Annotated in this window: 23 protein-coding genes and 2 pseudogenes; 4 read left to right on the top strand and 21 right to left on the bottom strand. The window is 42.7% G+C overall.

What is annotated here, in order from left to right:
* Positions 1-55: 55 nt before the first annotated feature.
* Positions 56-640, bottom strand: a complete 585-nt coding sequence (locus OEG80_RS03805) for an O-methyltransferase (protein ID WP_263241824.1) — start codon at positions 638-640, stop codon at positions 56-58.
* Positions 641-786: 146 nt separating this feature from the next.
* Here OEG80_RS03805 and OEG80_RS03800 point away from each other — a divergent pair.
* Positions 787-1,006, top strand: a pseudogene (locus OEG80_RS03800) (transposase); the annotation flags it as partial.
* Positions 1,007-1,348: 342 nt separating this feature from the next.
* Here the strand turns inward: OEG80_RS03800 and OEG80_RS03795 are convergent.
* The 6 genes and pseudogenes from OEG80_RS03795 to OEG80_RS03775 form a co-directional block, all read right to left on the bottom strand.
* Positions 1,349-1,681, bottom strand: a complete 333-nt coding sequence (locus OEG80_RS03795) for a hypothetical protein (RefSeq protein WP_020443904.1) — start codon at positions 1,679-1,681, stop codon at positions 1,349-1,351.
* A 434-nt stretch (positions 1,682-2,115) separates the two neighbouring features.
* Entirely contained in the window at positions 2,116-3,051 is a 936-nt protein-coding gene (locus OEG80_RS03790) for a response regulator (protein WP_263241823.1), read from the bottom strand.
* A 33-nt stretch (positions 3,052-3,084) separates the two neighbouring features.
* The gene (locus OEG80_RS03785; protein ID WP_263241822.1) at positions 3,085-5,442 is read right to left on the bottom strand and encodes a sensor histidine kinase; all 2,358 of its coding nucleotides are present in this window, start codon (positions 5,440-5,442) and stop codon (positions 3,085-3,087) included.
* Between the two features lie 437 nt (positions 5,443-5,879).
* A pseudogene (locus tag OEG80_RS12965) lies at positions 5,880-6,002 on the bottom strand (transposase); the annotation flags it as partial.
* Between the two features lie 333 nt (positions 6,003-6,335).
* The gene (locus OEG80_RS03780) at positions 6,336-7,658 is read right to left on the bottom strand and encodes an MFS transporter (RefSeq protein ID WP_263241821.1); all 1,323 of its coding nucleotides are present in this window, start codon (positions 7,656-7,658) and stop codon (positions 6,336-6,338) included.
* Positions 7,659-7,697: 39 nt separating this feature from the next.
* Positions 7,698-7,976: a metal-sensing transcriptional repressor gene (locus OEG80_RS03775; RefSeq protein ID WP_011514090.1), complete on the bottom strand. Its 279-nt coding sequence runs from the start codon at positions 7,974-7,976 to the stop codon at positions 7,698-7,700.
* 260 nt (positions 7,977-8,236) lie between these two features.
* Here OEG80_RS03775 and OEG80_RS03770 point away from each other — a divergent pair, with 260 nt between their 5' ends.
* Entirely contained in the window at positions 8,237-8,977 is a 741-nt protein-coding gene (locus OEG80_RS03770) for a HupE/UreJ family protein (protein ID WP_263241820.1), read from the top strand.
* A 16-nt stretch (positions 8,978-8,993) separates the two neighbouring features.
* Complete coding sequence (locus OEG80_RS03765) at positions 8,994-9,632, top strand: transmembrane anchor protein (RefSeq protein ID WP_263241819.1); 639 nt, start codon at positions 8,994-8,996, stop codon at positions 9,630-9,632.
* Between the two features lie 219 nt (positions 9,633-9,851).
* Here the strand turns inward: OEG80_RS03765 and OEG80_RS03760 are convergent, their stop codons facing one another.
* Together OEG80_RS03760 and OEG80_RS03755 are read right to left on the bottom strand one after the other, a co-directional pair.
* A complete protein-coding gene (locus OEG80_RS03760) occupies positions 9,852-10,241 on the bottom strand; it encodes a DUF6122 family protein (RefSeq protein ID WP_263241818.1) in 390 nt (129 codons plus the stop codon).
* Between the two features lie 284 nt (positions 10,242-10,525).
* The gene (locus OEG80_RS03755; RefSeq protein WP_442792461.1) at positions 10,526-11,104 is read right to left on the bottom strand and encodes a Fic family protein; all 579 of its coding nucleotides are present in this window, start codon (positions 11,102-11,104) and stop codon (positions 10,526-10,528) included.
* A gap of 560 nt (positions 11,105-11,664) precedes the next feature.
* Between OEG80_RS03755 and OEG80_RS03750 the strand changes: the two genes are divergently transcribed.
* Positions 11,665-12,531 carry a hypothetical protein gene (locus OEG80_RS03750; RefSeq protein WP_263241815.1) on the top strand — a complete coding sequence of 289 codons (867 nt, stop codon included), beginning with the start codon at positions 11,665-11,667 and terminating at the stop codon, positions 12,529-12,531.
* 59 nt (positions 12,532-12,590) lie between these two features.
* Here OEG80_RS03750 and OEG80_RS03745 read toward each other — a convergent pair whose 3' ends face one another.
* The 12 genes from OEG80_RS03745 to benE all read right to left on the bottom strand — a co-directional run bounded on the left by OEG80_RS03745 (position 12,591) and on the right by benE (position 26,278).
* Positions 12,591-13,430, bottom strand: coding sequence for an IS3 family transposase (locus tag OEG80_RS03745; RefSeq protein WP_263242443.1), 840 nt, complete (start codon positions 13,428-13,430; stop codon positions 12,591-12,593).
* Positions 13,418-13,936: a helix-turn-helix domain-containing protein gene (locus tag OEG80_RS03740; protein WP_263241012.1), complete on the bottom strand. Its 519-nt coding sequence runs from the start codon at positions 13,934-13,936 to the stop codon at positions 13,418-13,420. Before OEG80_RS03740 ends, OEG80_RS03745 begins: the two co-directional genes overlap by 13 nt.
* 107 nt (positions 13,937-14,043) lie before the next feature.
* Complete coding sequence (gene ampC / locus OEG80_RS03735; protein WP_263241814.1) at positions 14,044-15,219, bottom strand: class C beta-lactamase; 1,176 nt, start codon at positions 15,217-15,219, stop codon at positions 14,044-14,046.
* A gap of 245 nt (positions 15,220-15,464) precedes the next feature.
* Positions 15,465-15,749: a Sec-independent protein translocase subunit TatA gene (gene tatA / locus OEG80_RS03730; protein WP_263241813.1), complete on the bottom strand. Its 285-nt coding sequence runs from the start codon at positions 15,747-15,749 to the stop codon at positions 15,465-15,467.
* An 80-nt stretch (positions 15,750-15,829) separates the two neighbouring features.
* Positions 15,830-18,499, bottom strand: coding sequence for a copper-transporting P-type ATPase (locus tag OEG80_RS03725; protein WP_263241811.1), 2,670 nt, complete (start codon positions 18,497-18,499; stop codon positions 15,830-15,832).
* Positions 18,500-18,847: 348 nt separating this feature from the next.
* Complete coding sequence (locus OEG80_RS03720) at positions 18,848-18,994, bottom strand: hypothetical protein (protein ID WP_263241809.1); 147 nt, start codon at positions 18,992-18,994, stop codon at positions 18,848-18,850.
* A gap of 164 nt (positions 18,995-19,158) precedes the next feature.
* Entirely contained in the window at positions 19,159-19,908 is a 750-nt protein-coding gene (locus OEG80_RS03715; RefSeq protein WP_133104391.1) for an MBL fold metallo-hydrolase, read from the bottom strand.
* Between the two features lie 461 nt (positions 19,909-20,369).
* Positions 20,370-21,014, bottom strand: coding sequence for a c-type cytochrome (locus OEG80_RS03710; protein WP_263241807.1), 645 nt, complete (start codon positions 21,012-21,014; stop codon positions 20,370-20,372).
* Positions 21,015-21,063: 49 nt separating this feature from the next.
* Positions 21,064-22,680, bottom strand: a complete 1,617-nt coding sequence (locus OEG80_RS03705) for a flavin monoamine oxidase family protein (RefSeq protein ID WP_263241805.1) — start codon at positions 22,678-22,680, stop codon at positions 21,064-21,066.
* Between the two features lie 89 nt (positions 22,681-22,769).
* Positions 22,770-24,128: a cytochrome c gene (locus tag OEG80_RS03700; RefSeq protein WP_263241803.1), complete on the bottom strand. Its 1,359-nt coding sequence runs from the start codon at positions 24,126-24,128 to the stop codon at positions 22,770-22,772.
* An 89-nt stretch (positions 24,129-24,217) separates the two neighbouring features.
* On the bottom strand, positions 24,218-24,832 hold the full coding sequence (locus OEG80_RS03695; RefSeq protein ID WP_263241800.1) for a YceI family protein: 615 nt from the start codon (positions 24,830-24,832) through the stop codon (positions 24,218-24,220).
* A gap of 249 nt (positions 24,833-25,081) precedes the next feature.
* Positions 25,082-26,278: a benzoate/H(+) symporter BenE gene (gene benE / locus OEG80_RS03690; protein ID WP_263241799.1), complete on the bottom strand. Its 1,197-nt coding sequence runs from the start codon at positions 26,276-26,278 to the stop codon at positions 25,082-25,084.
* Positions 26,279-26,450: the final 172 nt, after the last annotated feature.

Here is a 26,450-nt window from a genome sequence, read left to right as displayed (position 1 = left end):
CGCTTTACTGATGGCTTTCACTGAGTAAGTGCGATTAATATCAATCAGAAACGACCTACCATTTTTTTAGCGCCACGAACTCACCTTTACCAATGGGAGCTAAATAGGTGTGAAACTGTGGATTACCATTGAAATAATTAAAAACGTCTGTCATTTCATCCTTATGAGAGACTGCGTTATCAAACACAATGATACCTTTTGTCCTAGTTAACCGTATTACATCCTCCAAGATATCTAAATACAATTTTCGATCCATATCAACAAAAACTAAGTCAAAGCTTTCCGTTATTTTTGATAAAATCATGGGTGCATCACCCTCAATAATTTTAATCTTATCCACTAGACCTGTACTTAAAAAATTCTCTCTTGCAGCGCTGATCTTCTTAGGATCATTCTCTATTGTGGTGATCTGAGCGGCTTCATCAGTCCATAATGCTAGCCAAGCAGCAGAATAACCATTTGAAGTACCTACTTCTAATATTTTTTCTGCTGACGTGAATTGAGCCAGAAAACCTAAGAACTGACCTGTATCTGGCGTTATATTGAGGTACTTGTCAATTTTATTGGTAGATTTTGAATCATTAATCTGACCTTTCATATATAGTTCATTCAAAAAAATTTCAATATCTATGTCTTTCATTTAAGTAAAACTCCTCAATTATTAAAACGACTTTGAATCCTTTTTAGTCTCGACCTTACCACCAAGCATCTTTACTAAGTCTGAGCTATGCTGAAGAAACCGTACAGCTAAACTTGGTAAACTAAGCGTATTCATAGGAGTTTACCATGACCAAGAAAATCAGAACTTATAGCACAGAATTCAAAGCCGAAGCCGTCAAGAAAATAGCGGACAACAATACGAATATTTCAGCGACCGCAGAGCAGCTTGGTATCGCCCATGCAGATCTTATCTAATTGGCACAATAAAGCCAATCAAGGCAAACTTGGAACAGCTCAATATGACCCTAAACTCATAGCGGGGATCGAAGAAAACAAGCGTCTTAAATGACAGCTCAAAGTAGCTGAAGAGGAACGAAAGATCCTAAATGAGGAGGGAGAAAGCGAAGCACTGCTTCGCCCCGACGCAAGATGAGAGCTGTGCTCGCAGTGAAACCAGGAATCAAAAGGGTTTAGGCTATCGATCACCAAGACAGATGTGGTTTGACTTTTATCGTCAAGCTGCGTAACTAAAATCTCCCAAGTTTAACTGTAAGGATTTGACGGCAGGGGTCAGTATAGAAAATATAACACTACAGTGCGGCGTGGCTTAAGTCATATCATAACACCTAGACAAACACGCTCTTCCTTGCTTTATTTTTTATAGTTTATTAACTTGGTTAACATACCACTACATCATCTCCTTATTAATACAATCATCCTTATGCAGTGCGTTGTAGAGCTTCGTCTCTGCAACTTTTATCAATGCCTCACGCTTAGCATAATCGTAACTTTGGGTAGCATTGGCATCAACTAATCGGTCTTGATTGTTCTCTTCTTGCCACCCAATGATACTCTGCAAAAGCTGGGCACAATAGGCTTCGTGCGCCTCATCAAACAAGGGCGTATCAGCGGTAGGTGCACTACCAATATCATCTGAGACCGTAGTGATTGCTAACATCATAATGGCGTCAAAACTTTGCTGACTAACTTGTATATCACTTTGTTTTTTTGTGGCGAACATTATCTTTCCCGCTGTCTTGTACTTAAGAATTTATAACTCGCTATACTAGATTTCTGATGTGACAAACTAATGACATCATCACAATTATTGTAATTAATTACAGCTTTCAACCGAACCGCACCAGTATTGCCCGACACTCAACAGGAACGCGTATAAAGCCCATGAGAACCTATTGAACCTCAATTTTAGCCCAACTATGCCCAATCAAATTTGGACGGGCGACGTGACTTATATTCGTATTAAAAGCAGCTGATGCTATCTAGCCGTTGTTTTAAATTTATATGCCCAGCATATGGTGGGCTTTACCATCTCAGTCTCAGACTCCCCTGACAGACAGTGTGCTGACCGCTAAGGCGCTACAGATGGCATATCACAGCAGTCAGACATTCGCTGAAGCTAGGAGTGCCATTATTGATTATATCTGAGGCTATATTCTATCTAATAATGCGCCAACCTCTGAACTTAGCAAAGAAACCCTTAAGTCTTTCAGAAAAATTCAAAGCCTCCGATTCTGTCACTTCTTCGACATGATGGCGAGCCGCCAGTATCGGCTGTTCTACCAATCTTTCGTGATGATCAAAAGCACGATCAAGACTGATACTCATGATAGAGAAGTTGGTCGGCCGTGGTAGGCAGCGATATACTTGACCTTTATTAATTAAATCAATGACCATATGGGCGTCTTTGAATTCAGTCAACATAAGAACCATCAAATCTGGCTGGATGTTTTTTAAGGCATAAACAATAGGGGTAATATTTTCTTTATTGAGTGTCGAATCCGTAATAGTGACGCCAAAGCGTTTTTTTTGTAATAATTTTGCTGCCTGTTCAAGGTTACTGGCCCAGCTCACGGTATAAGCACTCTTAAAGTGACTTTTTATTTGCTGATAGACGCTCTCGTCGTCATCTAATACCAATATATTACGATTGCTACCAGTGCCACCACTAACTTTTTGAGTGTCATTACCTTGCATAGTGTTTTGGGTGATTTCTTGAGTTTGCTGAGCTATTTCTGTGGCTTTATTGACGATTTGTTTAAGCTCATCATTCTGCCATGGCTTTGTGATATAGCGATAAATTTCGCCCTCATTCACAGAATCCATCACGGCATTTAGATCCGCATAACCGGTTAGCAAGATACGAATAGTATTTGGCGAAGCCGCTTTAATGTCACTCAATACTTCCGTACCTTGCTTATCTGGCATGCGTTGGTCGCTGATGACCACTTGTACCTCATTCTGGCTGACATATTCCATCAGCTCAGTAGCATCGGTAGTAATAAATACGTCATGTGACTGGCGAAAATGCATTTTTAAGCTGCGCAAGATACGTGGCTCGTCATCAATAAAAGCGATTTTTGGTTTTTGCATGACGCTCTCTTTAAATAAGTGATGGGAAGTCTCTTAACTTTCAAATAAGGCTTGCGAAGGTTTCTTTTCATGAGCGATAGGCTGTATCGGTAGCATGAGGATAAATGTCGTGCCCTCCCCAACTATTGAGCTAACCTCAATGCGTCCATCATGTTGCTCCATAATTTGTGCCGTAATGGCCAATCCTAACCCTGTGCCATCGCCTGCTTTTTTGGTGGTAAAAAACGGCTCAAAGATATGATTTAAAACATCTTCTTTGATACCAGATCCATTGTCTATGATGCGTACCACAACAGATTTCTGCGCCTTATCCACAGACGACGTGACTTGTAATGTCCCTTTATGATCACTCGGTATGGCTTGGGCGGCATTATTAAATAGGTTTAATAGTACTTGGTTGATTTGTGAAGGATTACATTGAATCAGCGGCAGCTCGGCTAAGTTGGTTTTGACGTCTAGAGTTTTTAAGTTATTGCGAGCCATAATCAATGAGGTATTGATACACTCATTGATATCGATATCTTTTACCTTAGATTCGTCAATTCTAGAAAAATCGCGCAAACTCACGACCAGCTCGGCAATCTGATCGACGCCGTAAAGTCCATCTTTAATCAAATCGGCCAAATCTTCACTGACCTCATCTTCTTTAATTTCCTCACAGCATTGTAAGGTTTGCTCTATCAGTTGCTCGACTTGTTCTTGATTAATAGTTGGTGCTTTTAAGACCTGCAATAATTGATCAGTATGTTGTAGCAACTCATCAAAACGCATGAGATTATCGCCAACCAATTCCATGTTACTACGCACGTAGCCGAGCGGCGTGTTGACCTCATGCGCCACCCCTGCCACCATTTGACCTAATGTAGCCATTTTTTCAGAACGCACCAGATGCACTTGCGAGGCTTTTAATTCATCCATGGCTTGCTGTAAGTCTTGCGTGCGGGCAGCGACTTGTTTTTCTAGATGAACATTGATTTCAGCAAGTGCGCCTTCATTCTCGACGACGCGATCAATCATCTGATTGGTCTGCTCACTAATAATTTGAATCTCGCTGACATTTGAATAAGGCAGTTTATGCGCGCTTAATTGTTGATATTTTTTCTGCTCAATCAACAACCCCATATCAGCCACTGACTGTGCCATGTGCTTTAGCGGCCGCGTAAAGTAGCGACGAAACACCCATGCGGTCAACAATAAGATAGGAATGAAACCAAACAGCATGGCTTGAATCAGTTTATTAGACAGGGCATTTGCCACGCTCATCAGGTCATTATCAGGCTTGACGATGACCATCTTCCAATACGTAAACGGCATGCGAAACACGAAGGCGGTGGCGGGCTGCTGCAACACAAAATCATTGGGCACAGCGATGGTATCGACCAAATGACTGTCTACCAAATTAAACGTTTGGTCGATATTTAACAGCAATAATGCTGAGAGCAATTTGGACTCTTGCTCGCTAATTTTATTCAGATTGGTCGTACTTAGAATACTACGAGCAGCGAGCGTATAGCGGCTTTCATCTTTAGTTACTGCCTCATCTATCAGTGTCTGATTAATACTATCTAGACTGTCCGCAATAGGGGCAAAGCTAGGGTTGGCATCTGCCAACTGACGTGCCGTTACGACCTCGCCCTGACCGCTATCTTTAGTTGCGTGCATGACCATCGACTGATCGGGAAAGGTCAAAAACCGATTGTCCAAGTCTACTAAAAAGACATAACCACCGAGCTTATCTTGCCACTTTTTCATCGCCTCATCGAGGTTATCCAAGAGCAGATTAAAACTCACCACTCCATCAAAAGCCTGATTGCGACTGTCGTATAAAGCCTTGGCACACGTCATCATCGGCTGATTACTCACCGGATCGACATAGGCACGACTCCAAACACAGTGGTCATGACGCGCGTACATCGCAGGAATATACCACCAATCACGATAATAGGGATTCGGGGTTTGGCGCGCTTGATTATAGCCCGCTAATGGCTGCATCTTGCCTGAGCTATCGCGCGCCCACACAAATGACTGCCGCTCTCTACCTTCAGTGTACATATTTGGATCAAACCATACGCCACCGCCTACAATGCGTTGATCCATTTGTTGCATGAGATTACCAAAGGTTTCTTTATAAAGAATGTCTTGTTTTGGTAAGCCACCAGCCATCGTACTGGTGGCTTTGGCCAATCCGTCGACATGATTGATACTCGCCATAATGCTATTGATGGCTTCATTACCTGTTTCAACCACTGTCTCTGAGGTCATCTCCAGTATGCGCGGCTTGGCTTGGGTTTCGATGACCCAATACACCAGCAAAATAATGAGTAAAAAAGCCAATGTTAAAATAATCAGTATACGGGTGGAGATACTACCAAACCGATCAACAACCTTCATAAACACACCTGATATCTATGCGCTAACTGTTATCAACAAATCAGTGAATGACTAAAGATATGAGTGATACGCAACCGCTATTTATAGTGAGCTCAAGAATACGATGCCGTTATGACAATACGATGACAATAATCGTGTTTTACCGTATGGTAGCTATTATCTGTCTATACGCAGCAGCTATATGATTTCTTCATTGTTTATTTTTGCGACTTTTTTAGCATAAACGACATTCCGCTTATTGCGAGCCTACGTCAGGCTTGGCAATGCCATTATTGCTTTAGATAAGGAAAAAAATATAGCTAAAGAGACAGTCCTTATTATGGGAAAGCCCACTCTAATTGGACCATGGAGAAGAGAAGCGACTATAGTCAGTTTAATATAAAATCGATACAGCCCATATCATGAAATAGTTTAGGTAGATTATTCTCTATCCATCCTTAGCGTAGAAATTTAGCTTGTGCCCACTTCTTCTGGATAGGATTTAGATCAGGGCTATATGGTGGTAAAAATAACAGGCGATCGCCGTGCCTATTAATTAGCTTTTGCACGCGTTTATGAAAGCTTGCGTTATTGACCTATGCTGACAATACTGTAGAAACTAACTTAGGAAATTTTAATAATAAAGCTTAATGATGATGACCCATGCTATCGACCTCATAGCCATTAAATTCACATCCAACACTAGAATTTCGATTCCCATATAGGGAATTGAACCCAATTAAAGCACCATAACAAGTATTATGTTATTCAGTGATTTCGGTACCCTAGTGAGGACTCAAATGTTTAGCTGTAGGCTATCTATATCAGTAGTCAAAGTTATTTATGGTAGCTCAGTGTACATAGCAGTGTAATTTTCAATATAAAATGGCGAACCTTCATGTACTGATTCAAAATCAACGACCTGAGCTTGGCCAACGAGGATGATAGTCATCGACTACGAAAGGATGGGTATGACGTATCCCATTGGGTGTAGGAGATCCAGTAGCATGAGCATGACCTTCTGGCAAATCCGAATGCTCGTGTTCAATCTCTGTTAAATCAATAGACGGCCAGACTCTAAACGCCGCCCATACCGCTAGTGCAGCAGCACAGCCTAATACCGCAAAAGCTACGGTCATACTGTAGCGAGCACCTAACCAACCAGCCAAGGGATAAAATACCAACCAACTGACATGAGACAAAGCAAACTGAGCGGCAAACAATGCAGGACGATCTTCTTGATGTGAGGATCGCCATAACAAGCGTCCAGAGGGAGTTTGGGCAGCAGAATAACCCAAACCTAGCACGAACCATAAGGCCATAAGCGAGTTTTGTCCCATCATCAATGTACCAGCAAACATACCCACCACTAACAACCCCACGCCGCTTAACATGACCCTACGGTCTGTCAGCTTACTTAGTAGGCTTGGCAAAGCCAATGCAGCAATCATAGAGCCTGCACCAAAGCTTGCCAATGCTAATGCCACTGCGCTCTGAGTTAGTCCCATGCCACCCTGAATGATTACCACCGTATTTACAAAAACCATAGACGCTGCGGCAGAAACGGCAACATTGACTGCGAGCAATCCGCGCAATCGAGGTGTGGCTAAGTAGATTCGAATGCCGCGTGTGGTTCTATCGTAAATGCTTCGACGCTCTGGCATAGCATGCGGGGGTAGTACCACCGATACTACCAATATGGCAGAGACTAAAAATCCCAGCACCGTCCCCGTAAACAGATTGTGAAAGCTCATTACTGTCAGCAATGCTGCTGCTAACATGGGACTGACCAGACTTTCCATATCGTATGCAAGGCGTGAGAGCGATAAGGCTTTGGTGTAATCCTGCTCGTCAGGCAGAACATCAGGAATAGTTGCTTGAAAGGTTGGCGTGAATGCTGCTGAGGCAGATTGCAAGACAAAGATCAGCACGTAAACCTCCCAAATCTGGGAGACAAATGGTAAAAGCAGGGCTACACCCGCTCGTATCACGTCCAGCGTTACCAGCATCGTGCGTTTGGGCAGCCGTTCGGCAAAGGCTGCTGCAATTGGTGCAATACCAACATAGGCAACCATCTTGATGGCCAATGCTGTTCCCATAACGACCCCAGCATTATTACCAGCCAAATCAAAAGCTAGTAGCCCAAGCGCTACAGTAGCTAAACCTGTGCCAATCAGAGCAATCACTTGCGCGGCAAATAAATGGCGATAAGTTCGGTTTGCAAAGATACTGAGCATCCAATGTCTCCAATGCCTCTTTAGATCAGTCGATTGATCTTATAGGTAACGGGTTATCTCCTTAAACTCCTCGATAGAATTCTGCTGATCTTTGTCAACAGACCCTAATAAGTCTTCAAGGCAATGGTCCAAATGGTCTTGGATTAAAATTTTCTTGGCTTGGTGAATCGCATTCTCTACCGCTTGTAACTGTTGGGCTACATCAAGGCAGGTTCTACCCTCAACCAACATCTCTATCGTACTGCTTAGATGACCATTCGCTTTTTTAAGGCGTGTAATAACGGCTGGATGAGATGCGTGTATGTGCGGTTTCTTCATAGTTACAACGTCCTTCTTCTAGGGGATACGATTATACCCGATAAAAATCTAAGTTTTTATTGACAGTATCCCCCCCTAGGGGATAGTATCTTACTCCTTAATCACTCGGTTTGCATTCGAAAAATTCACGATTTTACTTACCAGTACGTAAGAAAATACTTAGTGACACAAATCATAATTACTCCATTGGTTAGGATTCACTGTTCTTATCGCATCACGCCACGCCACGCACTCATTATTTTCAGACCATAGGATTCTTAATGCACAGCCATGTTTTCAATAGGCTTTCAAGCTCGCCATGGGCGACTTGGCAGACCCGTCTGTTAGTATTCTTAATACTTCTTATTTGTCTTATTACCGGCAGCAATGAGGCTCTTGCTCATGCTGTAACCGCAGGGGATAAAGGGTATATTCAGGAGATTTCAGGGGTCAATATTTTGCCCTTTATGTACTTGGGCGCTAAGCACATGATAACGGGGTATGACCACATTCTGTTTCTCTTCGGGGTTATCTTTTTTCTCTACCGTATGAAGCACATTGGTGTCTATGTGAGCCTATTTGCATTGGGTCACTCCACTACGATGATTTTAGGCGTGTACTTCAACATCGGTATGAACAGTTATCTGATTGATGCCATTATTGGTCTCTCTGTTGTTTACAAAGCTTTAGATAACATTGGCGCTTTTCAGCGATGGTTCGGGTATCAACCAAACACCAAAATAGCAGTGCTTATATTTGGCCTTTTCCATGGCTTTGGGTTATCAACTAAAATTCTTGAATATGAGATGTCACCTGACGGTCTACTTCCTAACCTGCTCGCATTTAACGTGGGTGTGGAAATTGGGCAACTACTGGCTCTAGCGATCATATTGATTGGTATGAGCTACTGGCGACGCACGTCAAGTTTCATCCGTAACGCCTATACCGCCAACGTTGCCATGATGAGCGCAGGATTTATTTTAGTGGGCATGCAGCTCACTGGCTATTTAATGTCTCAATAATCTAAGGATTTCTAATATGTATAACAGTGATACCCCCTTGCAGGCTGAACTTCCCTCTTCAAAGCAGCTTATGAAATCTACTGTTCTGGCTGTAATTGCAGCCATAGTTCTTTTATTTACGGTGGTTCTCCCAGCTGAATATGGTATTGACCCAACTGGGGTTGGTAAAATGCTTCGTTTGACGGAAATGGGACAGGTTAAGCAGCAATTAGCAGAAGAAGCCGCCGCCGATGCTGCTGGTTTATTAGCAAATGACACACCGACATCCGAAACCCCAGACATTGATGATGTGGCAGAACAAGCAATGGATACCACACTTACTGATACTGCTGTCGCTAATGGACAATGGCGTGATGAAATTCCCTTTACTTTGACACCAGGGGAAGGGTTAGAGATTAAGATGAAAATGGCTGCAGGTGACAAGACTGAATACTCTTGGGTCGTGACAGGCGGTGATGTCAACTTCGACACCCATGGTGATGCACCAGGCAAAGCGATTAGCTATGAAAAAGGTCGCGGGGTTGCCGCTGATGAAGGCGTTCTAGAAGCGGCGTTCACAGGTAATCACGGCTGGTTCTGGCGCAACCGAGGACAATCAGATGTTCAAGTCGTTTTACGTACCCGTGGCGATTACAGCACTATTAAAACGATGTAAAAAAAGTAGCGGTTAGTTCTTGCCGCTACTACCTGATTAGAAACAGAGCTGTCTCACTAAGCTTAGAGTAACAAGCTAGACAAACTCAATCCTCGAATTGGAACACAAGCGGTCTAATGCGAGGACTTATTTAGGATTGGATAGCGATATATCTACTTCTAGGAGTTATTGAAGATGTGATCTACGAGAGAGGCACAAAAAAATGTAGTCACAGCTGTATCAAAACTTAGTGGCTCTGCCTAACCATGCTACCAACTCACGGGCAGGAGCCTGACTCAAACACTGCGGACAATTAATATAAGTCATCACGCAGTCGTTCAAATCGGTTAGCATATGTAGAAGTAACCCTAAACCAATTATTTTATAGGGCCTTGATAGACATAGCATAGCCGCATATGCTGCCATTGCATAGTAAGTATGGAGCGGATGAAAGTTAATACTGCAACGATCGGGCGAAAAGATAGGTGTTGCTAGCAAATGATCTAAATCAACTAGCATGGTTGCTAAAAGAATCAAATATACTCGTTTATAGTCGTTACGAAAAAATATATAGGCGATGACCAATGGCATACCAAAGTGTAGAAAATAATGGATAACGGTTTGAATCATCGTTTTTTCCGATTTAAGATGGTTTGTAGTGATACATCAATCTCAGATAAAACATAAGATATTTTCGTCTTTAGAATGCATGTGAAATATATGCATCATACACTCACTCTCTCTCTTATTATTGTACCTGTCCAAAAAATTAATAGTTAATATAGGGCATACCCCAGCGGAATCAGTTATTTCAGCCTTCATACCTATTAATAGACCACTTAAAATAGACCGCTATCACAATGCTGAACTAGCTCGTCTATTGCGTTACGCATCATAGAACCACATGTTCTTTATTACAAAGCCACCTCGTAACTCGTACTACGCCCCGAAGCCTCGGATTTTTTCAGCATCCCCTTCTCTATCAGATCATTGATATCACGCAGTGCTGTATCTATAGAACACTTGGTCATCACTGACCATTTTTTAGTAGTCAGGTTGCCATAAAAGTCTGTGAGTAAATTATTTAACATAGTGACTTGTCTGGTGTTCAATGCATGCTGTCGATGGTTCTGCCAAAAACTCGCTTTATCAATGATTTTATCTGTGGTCATTTGAGCAGCAATGAGTGCTTGTTCTATTGTTTGTAGAAACCAGCACAGCCAATCAGTGATATCAGTATCGCCTTTTTGTGTTCGTTCCAATATTTTATAGTAGTCATTGCGCTGTTCAAGTATCTGCGCTGACATACTATAAAAACGTTGGGCGCTATCCTCGCTTTGTGCCAGTACTCTCTCAGTAATGGCACAGGTCAATCGCCCATTGCCATCATCAAAGGGATGGATCGTCACAAACCATAAATGAGCGATACCTGCTTTAATCACCAGATCTATGTTCTCTTGCTCATTTGGTAACGTGTTAAACCAGGATAAAATTGTCTATCATATTGGCGACTGGTCACTTGTCGGCAACGTTCGCTATGACAATATGCGCTGTAGCGGAAATATAAAGCTAGGCTTGAGCAAAACTTGCCCAATTATAGCCATAGCCAAACTACATCAAAAAATCTATGTGCCCAAATTGGGCCTAAGTTGTGTCTTCTATCAATTTTAACTATAGTCAATCCACTATAAATCAACCACAGTGCTACTGGGATAATTTTTGCGCCGCCTCTGTCTGCGCAGGCACAGTAAGCAAGAAAAATTTATCCCAGTAGCGCTTTATAATATTTGTACTTATTTTATTTAGGACTGACTATATCTTTCAAAATAGCATTTTTGACCTCTACTTTAATGGTATCAATGTTTTTATTCTTTGAAATAGCTACGGTGTATTTCTTGATATACATGCCATACATATACTATTCGTGATCGGTGCGCTGTGTACGTATCAATCAAACTTTAGCATCAATGAAATCGAGCATAAAAAAGACAGTTTATACAAGGTTCATTAAGGTATATATTAATATCAATGACTCGAATTCGGGAATTAAGCCATGTTAACTTTTCATTCAAAATCATCATTGCCGATAATTAAGACGGCAGTGATTTCTACTTTATTAATCGGTACTGTGCAACTGATGACAGGCTGTGACTCACAGCCCTCATCTTCGAATAACGATGGCATTGCACAAACGAATACTGTAGATAAAGACATGGCTAAGAATGATGAGATGTCTGTCAATCCACCGCCTACAGATACGAGTGCTATGGATAAAGCACAAACTAACGAAGCAGCAGATATAGCTAATGAGCAAACCGTCAGCCCGTCAGGGTATCAAAATTTAAGCTTCGGTCAGGTTATTACCCCTGAGCTGCTAAGTAGCCTAGGAATGACCAAAGCAAAGAGCGATAACGAACAGTGCTATTACGTCAGTAATCCGAAACTGAGCTATATCGATAAAGAGTACGGTGAACGTGCTTCTATGCTATATCAAATCATAGATGGTAAAGTTGCTCTGATCAGTATTCAGGATCCAAGCATACCGTTTTATAAAGACATCAACGTTGGTAATTCAGCCACAGCAGTTATGAAAGCACATAATGACGAGCTTAGCTACGAGGTCGATAAATATGCGGTTGATGGTGACTACTATAGCCTGATTGCTAATGTTAATTTCAAGGTAATAAAAGAAAGCTCACTTGGAGAATCATTAAAAGACGAAAATATTGAGCTCAATAATAAACAGGATAAGTTACCCCTACAAATTGAATATCATGTCAAGGGCGGTCAAAAGCTTAATGATTATCAGATTAAGGCGACTGAATGGACAGCAGACAATAAAAGCCTATTAAAAGGTGAGGTAGAAAGCATCGATATGGGTATACCAGAAGCGATTTATTTGGTCGAAGGCTGCTCTTAAAAACTGAACGCAAAAAAACCCAGCATCTGAACTGACCCCCAAATGTTAGACGGTTTATTTTATATCAAGGACTGAGTTCTGTACTTAACAGGACTCAGTCCTTTTAGTTTGAGTTGAATTCTTTCATGATTATAGTAGTGAATATACTCATGAATCTGTTTCTCTAAACCTTCAATCGAATTAGGCTTTTCAATATAAATGGTCTCGCACTTCAGGGTACCGAAGAACCCCTCCATGAGCGCATTATCCAAACAGTTGCCTTTTCTGCTCATACTTTGCTTAATCCCATGCTGTTTCAGCACCTGTCCAAACAGTCTCATTTGATAATGCCATCCTTGATCAGAATGTAGCATGAGCGTCTTATCACGACACGCTTTCGTCTTTGCCAAAGCATCCTCTAGCATCTTGCCAACTAAGTCATAAGTCGGTCTCTTTGAGAGTGTATAACTGACAATCTCATTGTTATAACAATCTAGTATGGGCGACAAATACAGCTTATCATCACCGACCTTAAACTCGGTAATATCGGTGAGCCAGCGCTTGTTCGGTCTATCTGCATGAAACTGGCGTTTTAAATAGTTCTTCGCAATCTTACCTTGTTGTCCTTTATAGGAGCGATACTTCTGACGTCTTATCTTTGCGCTAAGGGTCATGTCATGCATAAGCTTAGCGATGAGCTTATGGTTATGATGACAATCTAACTGCTTTAGCGCGGCCGTTATTCTGCGATAGCCATACCTGCCTTTGTGCTTATGATACAGCTTAGCAATACGCTGTTTTAAGTCTGCATATTTGTCTTTAACGTCAAACTGGCACCTATGGTAGTAAAAGACACTCTTAGCCATCTTAGCGATGTTTAGCAAAGCAGATAAAGGGTGCGCTTGTCTTAGTGCTTCGATGAGCCTTGCTTTTTGCCTGCTTGTTCCTCCGCTTTGAGCAAGGCATCGAGCTTTTTTAGGTAGGCGTTCTCTGCACGTAGGTACTCATTCTCACGCTTAAGCTCTGCTAAGGTTTTCTCATCATCTGGTTTGTCTGTGATAAAGGGTTTACTCATGGCGGTTCTACCTTTGGGTTTGGATATTAGGCCAGACATGCCTTGTTGTCGATATGCTTTGTGCCAATGACTGATTAGCGCCGGTGAGCTGATGTTAAATGTTAAAGCGACCTCGGATTGACTTAATCCTTGCGTCAGCATGGTCGTAATCACTTTGTATTTAAACCCACTGCTGTATTTGGCCTTACTTGTCTTTGGCTTGATCGCGTCTATACCACCGCTTTGGTATTGCTTAACCCATTTTTGTACAAGTTTCGAATCTACTTTAAACTTCTCACTTGTGGCAAGTCCGGTATGTCCTTGCCGATAGTATGCGATGACTTGCATCTTAAAGTCTAGATCGTAACGCATAAAAATACCCCCATAAGTTGTGTCCAACTTATGGGGGTCGGTTCAATCTAGCTGGGTTTTTTATGAAAGGCTATTTTCTATAAGGTTGCTTTGTGACTCAAGATTAATTAACGAGTCATCGCACTCTCTAAAATCGTATAAGCTGCTTTAACCCTATCTGCATTTGGATAGTTTTTATTTGCCAGAATGACAATGCCTGATTTTTCGGCAGGAATATAAGCGATATAGCCACCAAACCCATTAGTAGCGCCTGTTTTGTTGACCCAGACGTTGTTCAAGGTAGGTGTTGGATGATTGTCTGTTTTAATGGCTTGAGGCTTTAGTACCACGTCCATCGAATTACCTTCGAGTAAGGTATCTAGCTGAGTAGGATAAGGGTACATCTCCCATCCTAACCCTTGGGTAAAAGTGCTCGCCTGATAGTAACCCTTTCTATTATTATTTAGTGCTTGCTGAATATTTTTATCCAGCGGTACTAGCCCCATATTAGCCGCCATAAAATGTGTCATATCTGTGATGGTGGATTTAATGCCATAGGCTTCGGCGTCTAACATACCAGGATTGACTCGGATAGCATCGCCAGCAGCGTTATAACCAAACGCATAATCAGCCATCTTGTCACTAGGCACATTGATAAAGGTGTTGGGCATATTGAGTGATGGTAGTATTTTTTCTTCCATCAACTGTGTGTAATCAGCGTCCATGCTCAATGCAGATATATAACCAAACAGACCGATACTGGCGTTGGAATATAAACGCTTTGAGTTGATAGGGAATACAGGCTGCCAAGATTTATAATAACGAAGCAACTCTTTATTGTTTTTAACGTCATCAGGTACTTGTAGTGGTAGACCACCAGCTGAATAGGTGGCTAGGTTTATCAGCTTGGTGTTGCCAATGGCGCTGTTTTTTAGGTAGGGAATATATTTATCAGTGGTATCTTCTAATTTAAGTGTGCCATTTAATTCTGAATAACTCGCTAAGGTAGCAGCAAATGTCTTACTGATTGAGCCTAGCTCAAAAATAGTGTTTTCTGAGACAGGTATTTTGGCTTTCTTATCAGCCAAACCATAATGATAGAAGTGTGATTTACCATCAATAATAATACCAAAAGCCATTCCTGAAATATTATGCTCATTCATTAGTAATTTGGCTTGTTGATCAACTGTGCTCTTTAGATAGTCATTGTTATCTGTTGCTTGTACGGTTCCAGATAGTAATGATGCTGTCACTAAAGCGGTAAGTCCCACTTGATTTAACAGGGTCTGAAAAGATTGTTTCATTATAGGGTTTCTCATTTATTCTGATAGATGTACTGATAATTTAGTGAGCATGCAAATAGCGCTTTGCTTTCAGTTCGGGTGTACCGTTTTACATTATCTCAGAATGCTGAATCCCCGACAATCTTGGCGATTTAGTATCATGGAATGGATCTTTTAGGATATGCCTCAAAGGGATCATTGAAAAATGGCTTCTTCTATCTAAAGCCATTTTTCATAATATTTCTTACTGGAACAAAAGGCGCGCTTCATACTTTGTGCTGATGATCAGCGGTAACAGGGCTAATCTTTATATCTTCAGCCTGAGTACCTACCTGCGTATTTAAATCATTACTTGCAGCGGGCGTACTATTTTCACGGCTAAGCATACGATTCTTGCGAGCATGCTCGGCTTCTTCATCTTTGACCGCTTCTTTAAAACCCTTTACCGCACCGCCTAAATCCTTGCCAGCATTTTTAAGCTTAGCAGTGCCAAATACGACAACAACCACAACCAGTAAAATCAGCCAATGTGTTATAGAAAAACTGCCCATAACGGTATCCTTATATTTTGAGATCTTGTTTAGACCAGTATTTGTAAGTGTGCTTTAAAACCCTCTTCACCGTACCAAAATTACAGCTTCAAACGGCGCAACCGCAGCGCGTTACCAATAACAGATACTGACGAGAGACTCATAGCCGCCGCCGCTATCATTGGACTGAGTAAAAGCCCGAAGAACGGATACAGAACACCCGCCGCAATCGGCACCCCAAGGGCATTGTAGATAAAGGCAAAGAACAGGTTTTGTCTGATATTGCGCATCGTAGAATGGCTCAGTTTATGGGCTCTTACGATTCCCATCAGATCACCTTTCACTAACGTGATCCCAGCACTCTCCATGGCCACATCTGTTCCTGTGCCCATAGCGATGCCGACATCTGCTTGGGCAAGAGCGGGAGCATCGTTAATACCGTCACCCGCCATAGCCACAACCTTGCCACTACTTTGCAACTCTTTGATGATACGGTTTTTGTCTTCTGGAGAGACGTCAGCATGTACCTCATCAATCTTTAACTTACTAGCAACCGCTCTAGCCGTTATCTCATTATCACCTGTCAGCATGACTACCCGCAGTCCCGCTTTGTGCATCAGCGATATTGCCTCACTGGTACTCGGCTTGATCGGATCAGCGACTGATATGAGACCAGCAGCTTGCCCATCTACTGCGACAAACATGACAGTTTCACCATCTTTTCTGCGTTTGTCAGCGCGTTCTGAAAGCGCACTGTCAAAGCTATTAAGGCGTTGCATGAATTTTGAGTTGCCTACGGCGACTTGCTTGCCATTGACCAGCGCCTGCGCGCCTTCACCGGTAGTTGAGCTAAAATCGCTTGCCTTAACCATATCGAGAGATTTTGCCTTTGCAGCCTTGACAATAGCTTCTGCCAGAGGATGTTCGCTAGCAGTCTCTACCGCTGCGACAAGTATAAGCAGCTCATCTTCATCTAAGCTGCCAAGCGCTTCGATAGCGGTGAGCTCTGGTTTGCCTGCTGTCAATGTGCCCGTTTTGTCGACAACGATGGTATCGACTTTTTCCATGCTCTCTAACGCTTCAGCATTCTTGATAAGCACGCCATTTTGTGCTCCTTTACCAGTACCCACCATAATCGACATCGGTGTGGCGAGCCCTAACGCACAAGGGCAGGCAATGATTAATACAGCGATAGCATTGACCAGCGCAAAAGCCATTGCAGGCGCAGGCCCAAATATCGCCCAGACAATAAAGGTAATGACAGAGCAAATAAGTACGATGGGCACGAACCATCCAGCTACCTTATCAACCAGTTTCTGTATTGGCGCGCGACTGCGCTGGGCTTCAGCAACCATCTTGACGATCTTGGACAATACGGTATCATCGCCAACATCGACCGCTTTGATCAGTAGTGTCCCAGTACCGTTGACTGTGCCGCCGGTGACCGTATCCCCTTGTGCCTTTAACACTGGGATTGGTTCACCAGTCACCATCGATTCATCAATGCTACTACTACCATCAAGTACCGTACCGTCTACAGGAAGCTTCTCTCCTGGCTTCACTCGCAATCTGTCGCCGCTGATCACTTCATCAAGTGACACTTCGGTTTCGACATCGTTCTCATCCACACGTCTTGCCGTTGGTGGTGCTAGCTCTAGTAACGCACGGATTGCTCCTGAGGTCTGACTTCTGGCTTTGAGTTCTAACACTTGACCCAATAGCACCAAGGTCACAATGACCGCTGCCGCTTCGTAGTACACCCCTACTTGGCCAGTGGCGTCCCTGAAGCTGTCTGGAAAAACATCCGGAAGGAAGGTTGCTACCAGACTGAAACCAAAAGCTGCGCCTACACCCACTGCAATCAAAGTGAACATGTTCAGGTTTCGGCTTTTTATTGATTGCCAGCCACGGACGAAGAACGGTGCGCCTCCCCATAACACCACTGGTGTTGCAAGCGCTAGCTGAATCCACTGAGCGATCTGTCCAGAGATATCACCTTGACCAAGGTTGTCTAAGCTTAGACCTACCATGTCACTCATAGCATACAGAAATAGCGGTATGGTGAGCACCGTACAAATCCAGAAACGGCGTATCATATCGTCGAGCTCTGAGGTGTCTTCTTCACCAATAGTAGCCGTCTCTGGTTCAAGCGCCATGCCGCATATCGGACAGCCGCTATTCTTCACATCTCTGACTTCTGGATGCATGGGACAAATATAGACTGTACCGCTATAATCAGCTGGGACTTTGTCGTATTTGCCGCCTTTGACAGATTTTACCTTAGTACGGTCAGTATCCTTGCCATGACAATGTGAATGACTGTCTTCATCAGTAACCTCTTCTTCGGGTTTAAGGAACATACTACATATTGGGCAGTCGCTTTTTTCAACATCTCTCACTTCGGGATGCATCGGGCAAATATAGACCGTACCGCTATAGTTCTCTGGTACTTTGTCGTACTTACTATCTTTAGTAGGATGAGTATCAGTATTCGACGCGCTGTGGCAGTTGGTATGGTCATTTTTCATTGCTGCCATCTCGGCAACATTATCTTCGGCAATACTGTCTTCAGGTTTAAGAGACATGTTGCATATTGGGCAGCCGCTATCTGTAACGTCTTTCACCTCTGGATGCATCGGACAAGTATAAACGGTGCCATTATAATCAGCTGGCACTTGGTTATACTCTTTGAAGGTAGTATATGTTTGATTAGTATTCTTCGAATCTTGACCACTAAGGCCATTCTTTTTATCGCTATTATTAGGATTCATCAGATAACTCCTTCACTTATATTGAGTAAAGATTGCGCTCTAACTCAATGGTTAAGAGATGCCCGTTATCATGATTACTATTTGATAAAATCTTAATTTTGATGTTAGAGACGGATGCTAGAGAAAAGGTAATATGTACCAATAGCACTTAAAATTGGGCTACTGTTAGGCTACTGAAGAAAGGCGTATAGCGAAAGTCTCAGCCATCCAATAATATATTTGCACCTAACATTGAAGAACAATAATTCTCTATTGAATAGTTGTATCTAAAATATAGATTCAGACTCTACGAGATTGCTACTCAAAAGCCATTTCTCGACGACTACACGCATCTCTTTATTACAAGCTTTAATCGGGTTTACGCAGATATTTTAGAATTGCCATTAATATCAACACAAGTACAGCAAAAAGAAGTAGCGCAAACAGTAGGCAGAGAATCATCCAGCCCCAGCCCATCCCTTGCATCATCGTTCCCTGCATCATTTCTCCATTCATTATGCCGTTCATAATAGTATTTCTCCGTAGATTATAGTATTGGCATTAATAGTAGTGTGCGCGCTAAGCATGGGAATATCAAATGCTCATTAATTACATCTCTTCAAGATCAGAGCCGATAAATTAACCATCATTAAACGTCGACTCTCTTAAAATCAGTAACGTTATCCTTGAGGGCTCTGCATCATCTGGCGACAGTAAGTGGCTAAATTTTCTGGTAAATCCTCTGGGCAGACGCCACACTGCTGGTTGCCAGGAACAGCATAATCAATGAATTTCGGATACGATAGATTTAGGTTGCTCATGATGACCTTGAATTCTTCGAGTGTTATGTCCCCGCCAAGCCGTGGATTGCGCTTTTTTTCCTGCGCGATTGAAGAGACAAAGCGCTCCTTGTAGTCGTGCGCAGGATAGACCAGCGTGTCGTCTGGTAAAGAAAAAAGTTTCTGCCGCACAGATTTATACAGTGCATCGGCATCGCCATTCTGGAAGTCGGTCCGGCCACATCCATCGATAAGTAAAGCATCGCCAGTGAATACCCGCTCATTAAAGAGATACGCAAAATGACCATCGGTGTGTCCCGGCGTATGCAATGGGTGCAAGGTAATACCAGCAACCTGCAAAGGTGTTCCTTCCTCCAGCCCGACATCCACACATGGTAGACGGTCAAAGGCAGGCGCTGCGATCTTGCTACCGACGGCACGCTTCATCTCCAACGCTGCAGTAATGTGATCTGCGTGGATATGCGTGTCAACTGTGTAGACCAACTCCAGTCCCAATCTATGGATTTCAGCCAAGTCACGATCCATGGTCGCGATGACCGGATCAATCAGGATAGCCTGACCTGTATCCTCGTCCCCTAACAGATAGGTATAAGTGCTCGAAAGGGGTTCGTACAATTGACGAAATATCATGATTATTCCTTGTCTAAGGTAAGGGATGATGCCCAACACACTGGTTATTGCACCTATTTTTTATATATTATGTTCTAATATAGTGTATTCATAAAGCATTACTCTGTATGGTTTTTATGTGACATTAGCAGACCAAAGCTGTTGGACTCGTGGGTCTTCGATATTTGCTCTTGAGCTGGTCAATACGGCAAGCGAGTGATGCGGTATCATCAATGAATTGCTGTATTAAATAACCATAGTGTTAAGATTGGTTCTTAGGTTATTACACGCCCTTTCATAATCTTCTCTCTTTATATAACCTTCCGTAATACTAAACATCATATCTTCAGTCTCAAATACAATTCTTTTAGCTTCCTCTAGAAATAATGACTATGACATTGACAGCACGGTTCATTATCATCGAGCTGACTGATTAAACTCTCCCAAGTTAGTGCCTAAAGATTTGATATCATAAAATCAAATTATTCACTCGGATCAGAACCCGGTGGAAATTCGTGACGGAGCTGAGCAACGTTGGCAGCAGTGACTGTATCGGTAAATTTATTAAGGTCACTATGCACATATTGAGTGACCGCTGCTATTTGTTCATCATTCATCATACTTTGAAAGGATGGCATACCGCGTAAGCCATTCATCACAACACTAATAATATAGTACTTTGATTGCATCTTACTGTTATCAGCAAGCGGCGGATAGTAACCTGCCCCCTTTGCACCCTTACCATCTTGCATATGACAGCCAGCACAAGAATCATTATAGAGCTTTTTAGCATTGGTAGTAATAAACCCCTTTTTACCTTCAGAGCTACCTTCGAATTTTGCTAACCACTTTTGCAAGCTAGCATCTTCTACCATTTTCGGTAGTGAGCTGACATCGACGATATTGGCTGTTGGCGATCTAAGCGCTTCTCTAGTCATATACACTGCACCCCATGCACCATTATTGCGACTGGCTTGATTATCAAAGACCATTTGCGTGGTTTGTTGCTGGCTGGCGAAAGTGACAGCGTTGGCTTTAGTGGATTGGCTACAGCCTGATAGCGCGACTGTGCTTCCGATACCTAATATCATTACCACAGCAAGCAGGTTTGGTTTGATCATGTCCATGATTACCTCTGAATTTATTATGATTAATTTACTGTAATAATCACTTCTACTAACCAAGTTTTTTTGCCTTTTGATGTAGTCGCTGAGCGGCATCCATGCCAGATAAAATTGCCCCTTCTTGCCATGCTGGAATATGCGAGCAGTGCTCACCTGCTAGTACGATACGGTGGTCAATCGCGCATAGCGTATCGTAGTATTGATCACGGCTTGACTCGCTCCAAATGCCATAGCAACCGAGCGACCATGGAATACGGTGCCAAGCGACGGACGTTCCAGAGCGGAAGTCTTTGGTATATTGCGGATGAATATGCTTGCCATACTGTAGTGCCGCATCAATACGCTCTTTTGGATTCAGCGTATTAAATCGATAAGAGGCTTCTCCAAATCCATAGGCACCGAGTAGCACCCCTGAGCCTGTGGTAAACATATCGTGTGAAGGATAGGATATCTGTGAGATAGGCATATCGGTATAGGTGATACCGCCGTAAATCCATTCGTCTTCTTCCCAAAAGCGGCGTTTGAACTCTAAACCTACTTTATAAGAGGTGTCATAAGGTACCGCTGCCATCGCTTGCTTCATCGGCGCTGAGACGTTAATGCCAATCTGGGTCAATACTGATAGTGGAATGTTGCAGATACACCAGTCAGCACGTACAGTTTTAGTTTCGCCATCTAGATTGTTACTGATGCTATCGACATAATCGACATAATCGACAGTGACGCCAGTCTCATCTTGATGAATCTTAGTGACTTTAGCGTTGAATGTAATCATGTCTCGACATTCGCGAGTGAATGCATCACCGATTTTTCCCATACCACCGACAGGCTGAAACATCGCTGGTTGATGGTCATATGTCGTATAGTTACTATAAATATCTGACCACATCCCTGAATTTAAGAGCTTGTCCATCGGTATCGGTGTCGAAGGTTTGGCATCAGGCATCAAACCGCCACCCGGATAAACGCTATAGCCACGATGCTTGCTGGTTTCGTGGCTTTTAACATAGCGATAATTATTATCAAGGACACCCCAACCTTTTAATCCTTCTAATAACTTCTCTTTATCCTCTTTGTTAACTGTCTTATCAAGGCTACCGGTATTGACTGCTTTGGATAATAGCTCTGAGACATAGCCACGTATGTCACTTTGTACTTCACCCAATCGCTGCGGTGCACCATTGAAATGGGTGGTGCGGTGCAAATAGGCGCGGTCATTGGTTTGGATAAAAGGCTGCAGTGCCACACCGAATTTTTTACAATAATGGAATACCGCATAATGATGAACGGGCAATCGCCATGGTCCACCATTAAAGTAATTGCCTTTTTTAAAGTCACAAGTCACCTCGCCGCCACCAAGCTCGGTATATTTATCACCTGCGTTTAGTGTCCAACTGCGACCACCACCGCGATTTTGAAACTCAAGAACAGTGACTTTATAGCCGGCTTTACGTAGCTCATAAGCAGCGGTGAGTCCGCCCAATCCTGCGCCAAGGATCACAATGCTCGCACCAGCAGGCGCACCCTTTAAATTCATCTCTTGTTTAAAGCTAGATTCAGAAGCAAACCCTAACGTAGTCATCGCCTGATACATTGCTGTCGCCCCTGCGGTCTTACCGATCATTGATAGCAGTTGCCGGCGTGTGGGCGATTGAAGCATATCATTCATTTTATTATCCTTATTATAGAACCGTCATCCATGTCATCAGGTTGCATTAAGTATTTTTATAGCTGTATCGATAGTGCGGTTAATGGCACTTACTTTAAGATGCGTTTAACGTCAGCAGCACTAACATCACTACTTTGTAGACCACCAAAAGTTACCCGCACGTAATTGGTAATACTGGCAATCTGCGCATGACTTAACTCTTTCTCGAAGCCTGGCATTTTGGGTGCGGTGTTTAACGCCCCTTTAGCACCATACGCAATGACATTAATGAGTGCGTCTGGCTTAACGCGACGAATACTACTCAGTCCTACGATAGAGGCGTAACGAGCATCGGGCTGCGCGTAACCATCGACCCCATGACAGCTGCCACAGGCAGCAAGATATAGCGCTTTTGGTGAGTTTTGGTCATTATTAGAATGAGCATTCGTAGATGTTTTTGCCTGTGCCAAATAGTCTTTTTGCTCTATTAAATTATAAGCAATAGAGCTGCTGACCGGATTAGGCAGCCGTGATGTATCTATAGGTATCACGTAATCGTCTGTCTTAATGATAGGGACGACTTTTAGATAAGCCGCCATTGCAATTAAGTCGCTATCGCTTAGATAGCGTGTACTATGGGCGACGGCTTCAGCCATTGGTCCACCTGCATAAGCCCGTTTGTCGAGCATGCCAGTACGTAGATAAGTGACGATATCACTCTCGCTCCAGCGCCCAATGCCGCTGTCATTATCTGGAGTGATATTAGGCGCATACCACTTACCAAGCGGCGCACCGGATAAATACTTGTCTTTATCAAGACCTTGCGTGAGGTTGCGCGGTGTGTGACAAGTACCGCAATGTTCCAAGTTATTAACCAGATATTCACCACGCTGCTGGGTTTGGGTGAGCCCTGCACGATTTTCGGTAGAAGGTACGTTAATCAAATTCCAAGCCAACATTAATGTTCGGATATTCAACGGAAATGGTAGCTTAGTTATTTTTTCAGGTGGCTCCTCTACTGGAGTTACGGTTTGAAAGTAAGCAAATAGTGCACTGATATCCGCATCAACCATACCATGATAAGAAGGATATGGCATCGCAGGATATAGCTGATGCGTAGGCGCACGACCTTTTTTCAAGGCATTTTTGAAATCAGTCTCAGTATAGTTGCCGATACCATAACGTGTGGAGGGCGTGATATTGGTCGAGTAAATATTACCAATGGGGGTTTCAATCGCGACGCCGCCGCTATAGTCCTCACTATGACACGCCATACAATCAGCAGTACGGGCAATATAGGCACCGCGATTAACCAAATCACTATTGGCAGGACTGACATTAGGTAAGCTGGTAGCGGGACTGATATTGAATAGGCTCGTCGTATTAGATAAGCCTGCACTATCAGCCATGACAGCGCTGGAAGCCATACTGAGTGCAAGTACTGATAACAGCATATAACTTGGTTTCATACTATCCTCACTAGGCTGGCAAAAACTCATTTTTAATCATTTTAGCCATGACTTTATGACACGTTTATTATTTATCGACGCTAAAAAGATTATTGTTTAGCCGCTTCAACTTTTATATTTAAAGTCAGATTTTTAGTCATACCGAACAAGACATATTTTTTGATATTCCACTGAGTACGGTCAATAGTGGCGGTAAAATTGCCTCCGCAGATATTCTTCTTATCTAGAGCGGTCAGATAGCAACTAAATTTGGTCGCCAATAAGCTAATAGGATGGGTCTGACCGTTTAAGGTTAGCTTGCCATCCACTTGTGTGACCTTTGGATTTTCTGTGTCAGAGGTAAAATGCCATTTGGTAGATTCAAAATGAGCCAATGGAAACTGTTCCATATTAAAAAAATCAGAGCCCATCAGTTTGAGAGTGACGCTTTTGTTGCCTGTGTTTAAGGATTTTATGGGGATAATAAGAGAGATGTCGCCAGTTTTTGCGCTCGGATCATACTGGAGTATTCCCGCCACATTATAGAAGCCGCCAGTGGTGGCAGAGGTTTTGAGGTGGTCAATAGCGAAACGTACGTTAGAGGTGTCAGGCTCAATTTTATAGGTGGCGGCAAAGCTACTAACCGTAAAACCTACCAGCAATAATAGTGTCCCTAATAGCTTGTAGTAATGCAATACTACTTTGTCAAATACAAGCTGGCTCATGACAACATTCCTTTGTTGTGTGATCTTACTTATGACACGATTTCTAAGCGTTTACTAGTATTGTTTTATTTAGAGGAGTTTTTAAGATTAGTGCTGTGTTTATTATTGAACCGCCTTACTATATTGATCGAAAACTCTCAGAATATGATAACCAAGCGGTTAAATGAATTGTAGCAGAGGGTTGGACTCATAATTCCCAACCATAATCACTAAGAATATCTTTCAATCAATCACCTTTTTACCAACCAGTTATACCACAACCGGCTTGCTGCTTTTTTTAGTCAATATGTAGTGAGCAATCATACCGATACAGATGCCCCAAAACACCGAACTCAATCCCAAAAACTGCATGCCAGATGCCGTGGCTAAAAAAGTAATCAGTGCCGATTCTCTTTGACTATCATCTTTCATGGCAACCGTAATATTGGCTGAGATAGCACCTATTAGCGCCAGACCAGCTAGAGCGGCGATCAGCTCTTTAGGTAATAAGCTAAACACCAGCACAATACTACTAGCAAACAATCCCCCCAATAGGTAAAAAATACCATTAGCGACACCGGCGACATAACGCTTTTCTTTGAGCTCGTGCGCATCTTTTCCTGTACATAGTGCAGCGGTGATTGCTGCTAATGTAATGGTGATACCTCCTACGCAAGCAACCGCTAGTGAGGCAATGCTAGTGGCCATGACAATAGGTTTCGCCGGCGTGTCATAGCCACTTAAATTCAAGATAGCCATGCCGGGTAAAAACTGACCACTTAAACTCACAAGAATAAGAGGAATTGCAAGGTTAAACGTTGCGTGCCATGACCATTCTGGCCAGATGAAGACGGGCATGGTCATCGTGAAATTGATATCAACAGGGTTCATCTTGCCAAATAGTAAGCTTAAGATGACGCCACATAATAATACCCAAATCATTGTATAGCGCGGTGACAAGCGCTTGGCCAATAAATAACAGCCCAACATACTAAAAATAATAAATGGCATGGTGTCAGTGGCGACAAATAACCCTAAGCCAAACTGAAATAGGATACCTGCCATCATACCGGCGGCGATACTGTTAGGAATCCACTGTAAAACCTTATCAAAATAGCCGGTCGCACCGACCATAAAAATGACAATGGCTGAGATAATGTAAGCCGCAATGGCCTCATTAATACTCATCTGTGGAAATAATGTCACGAGCAGCACGGTTCCTGGAGCAGACCAAGCAGTCACTATCGGCGCTTTATATTTGATAGAAAGATAAATACCAGGTATCGCAGTGCCTATCGATATACCCCAAATCCAAGACGCCATCATGGCCTCTGACACTTGTGCTGCTTGTGCCGCTTGAAAGAAAATAACCAGTGGCCCTGCATAAGCAATGAGTACCGCTAAAAAGCCAGCAACGGACGCTGAAAGTGACCAGTCTTGTTTTAAATCTTGTATTACAGTTACCATCTTACATTCCTAAAAACTCTATAATTTTATCAATTGATCATCTTTAGGATAAATATGACCTCTTATACGAGTCATTACTAGTCGATAAAATTTTATCTATAGAAACTAAGAAACTCTTAATTTTAAAAATTAAGAGTTTCTTACTACATATCATATCGACAAGAAAATAGAT

It is taken from the genome of Psychrobacter sp. SC65A.3 (genome assembly GCF_025642195.1).
Classification (GTDB): Bacteria; Pseudomonadota; Gammaproteobacteria; order Pseudomonadales; family Moraxellaceae; genus Psychrobacter; species Psychrobacter cryohalolentis.
Note: the sequence above shows the minus strand (reverse complement) of the source record. Positions and strands in the feature narration are given on the sequence as shown.

Bases quoted from the DNA above. Each gene is read 5' to 3' on its own strand.
- tatA (WP_263241813.1), bottom strand. From the start codon at position 15,749: ATGGGCAGTTTTTCTATAACACATTGGCTGATTTTACTGGTTGTGGTT.
- OEG80_RS03720 (WP_263241809.1), bottom strand. From the start codon at position 18,994: ATGAATGGAGAAATGATGCAGGGAACGATGATGCAAGGGATGGGCTGG.
- OEG80_RS03700 (WP_263241803.1), bottom strand. From the start codon at position 24,128: ATGAAACCAAGTTATATGCTGTTATCAGTACTTGCACTCAGTATGGCT.
- OEG80_RS03710 (WP_263241807.1), bottom strand. From the start codon at position 21,014: ATGGACATGATCAAACCAAACCTGCTTGCTGTGGTAATGATATTAGGT.
- OEG80_RS03790 (WP_263241823.1), bottom strand. From the start codon at position 3,051: ATGCAAAAACCAAAAATCGCTTTTATTGATGACGAGCCACGTATCTTG.
- OEG80_RS03715 (WP_133104391.1), bottom strand. From the start codon at position 19,908: ATGATATTTCGTCAATTGTACGAACCCCTTTCGAGCACTTATACCTAT.
- OEG80_RS03750 (WP_263241815.1), top strand. From the start codon at position 11,665: ATGTTAACTTTTCATTCAAAATCATCATTGCCGATAATTAAGACGGCA.
- OEG80_RS03725 (WP_263241811.1), bottom strand. From the start codon at position 18,499: ATGAATCCTAATAATAGCGATAAAAAGAATGGCCTTAGTGGTCAAGAT.
- OEG80_RS03765 (WP_263241819.1), top strand. From the start codon at position 8,994: ATGTATAACAGTGATACCCCCTTGCAGGCTGAACTTCCCTCTTCAAAG.
- ampC (WP_263241814.1), bottom strand. From the start codon at position 15,219: ATGAAACAATCTTTTCAGACCCTGTTAAATCAAGTGGGACTTACCGCT.
- OEG80_RS03780 (WP_263241821.1), bottom strand. From the start codon at position 7,658: ATGCTCAGTATCTTTGCAAACCGAACTTATCGCCATTTATTTGCCGCG.
- OEG80_RS03805 (WP_263241824.1), bottom strand. From the start codon at position 640: ATGAAAGACATAGATATTGAAATTTTTTTGAATGAACTATATATGAAA.
- OEG80_RS03760 (WP_263241818.1), bottom strand. From the start codon at position 10,241: ATGATTCAAACCGTTATCCATTATTTTCTACACTTTGGTATGCCATTG.
- OEG80_RS03795 (WP_020443904.1), bottom strand. From the start codon at position 1,681: ATGTTCGCCACAAAAAAACAAAGTGATATACAAGTTAGTCAGCAAAGT.
- OEG80_RS03770 (WP_263241820.1), top strand. From the start codon at position 8,237: ATGCACAGCCATGTTTTCAATAGGCTTTCAAGCTCGCCATGGGCGACT.
- OEG80_RS03695 (WP_263241800.1), bottom strand. From the start codon at position 24,832: ATGAGCCAGCTTGTATTTGACAAAGTAGTATTGCATTACTACAAGCTA.
- OEG80_RS03705 (WP_263241805.1), bottom strand. From the start codon at position 22,680: ATGAATGATATGCTTCAATCGCCCACACGCCGGCAACTGCTATCAATG.
- OEG80_RS03785 (WP_263241822.1), bottom strand. From the start codon at position 5,442: ATGAAGGTTGTTGATCGGTTTGGTAGTATCTCCACCCGTATACTGATT.
- OEG80_RS03740 (WP_263241012.1), bottom strand. From the start codon at position 13,936: ATGCGTTACGATCTAGACTTTAAGATGCAAGTCATCGCATACTATCGG.
- OEG80_RS03775 (WP_011514090.1), bottom strand. From the start codon at position 7,976: ATGAAGAAACCGCACATACACGCATCTCATCCAGCCGTTATTACACGC.
- benE (WP_263241799.1), bottom strand. From the start codon at position 26,278: ATGGTAACTGTAATACAAGATTTAAAACAAGACTGGTCACTTTCAGCG.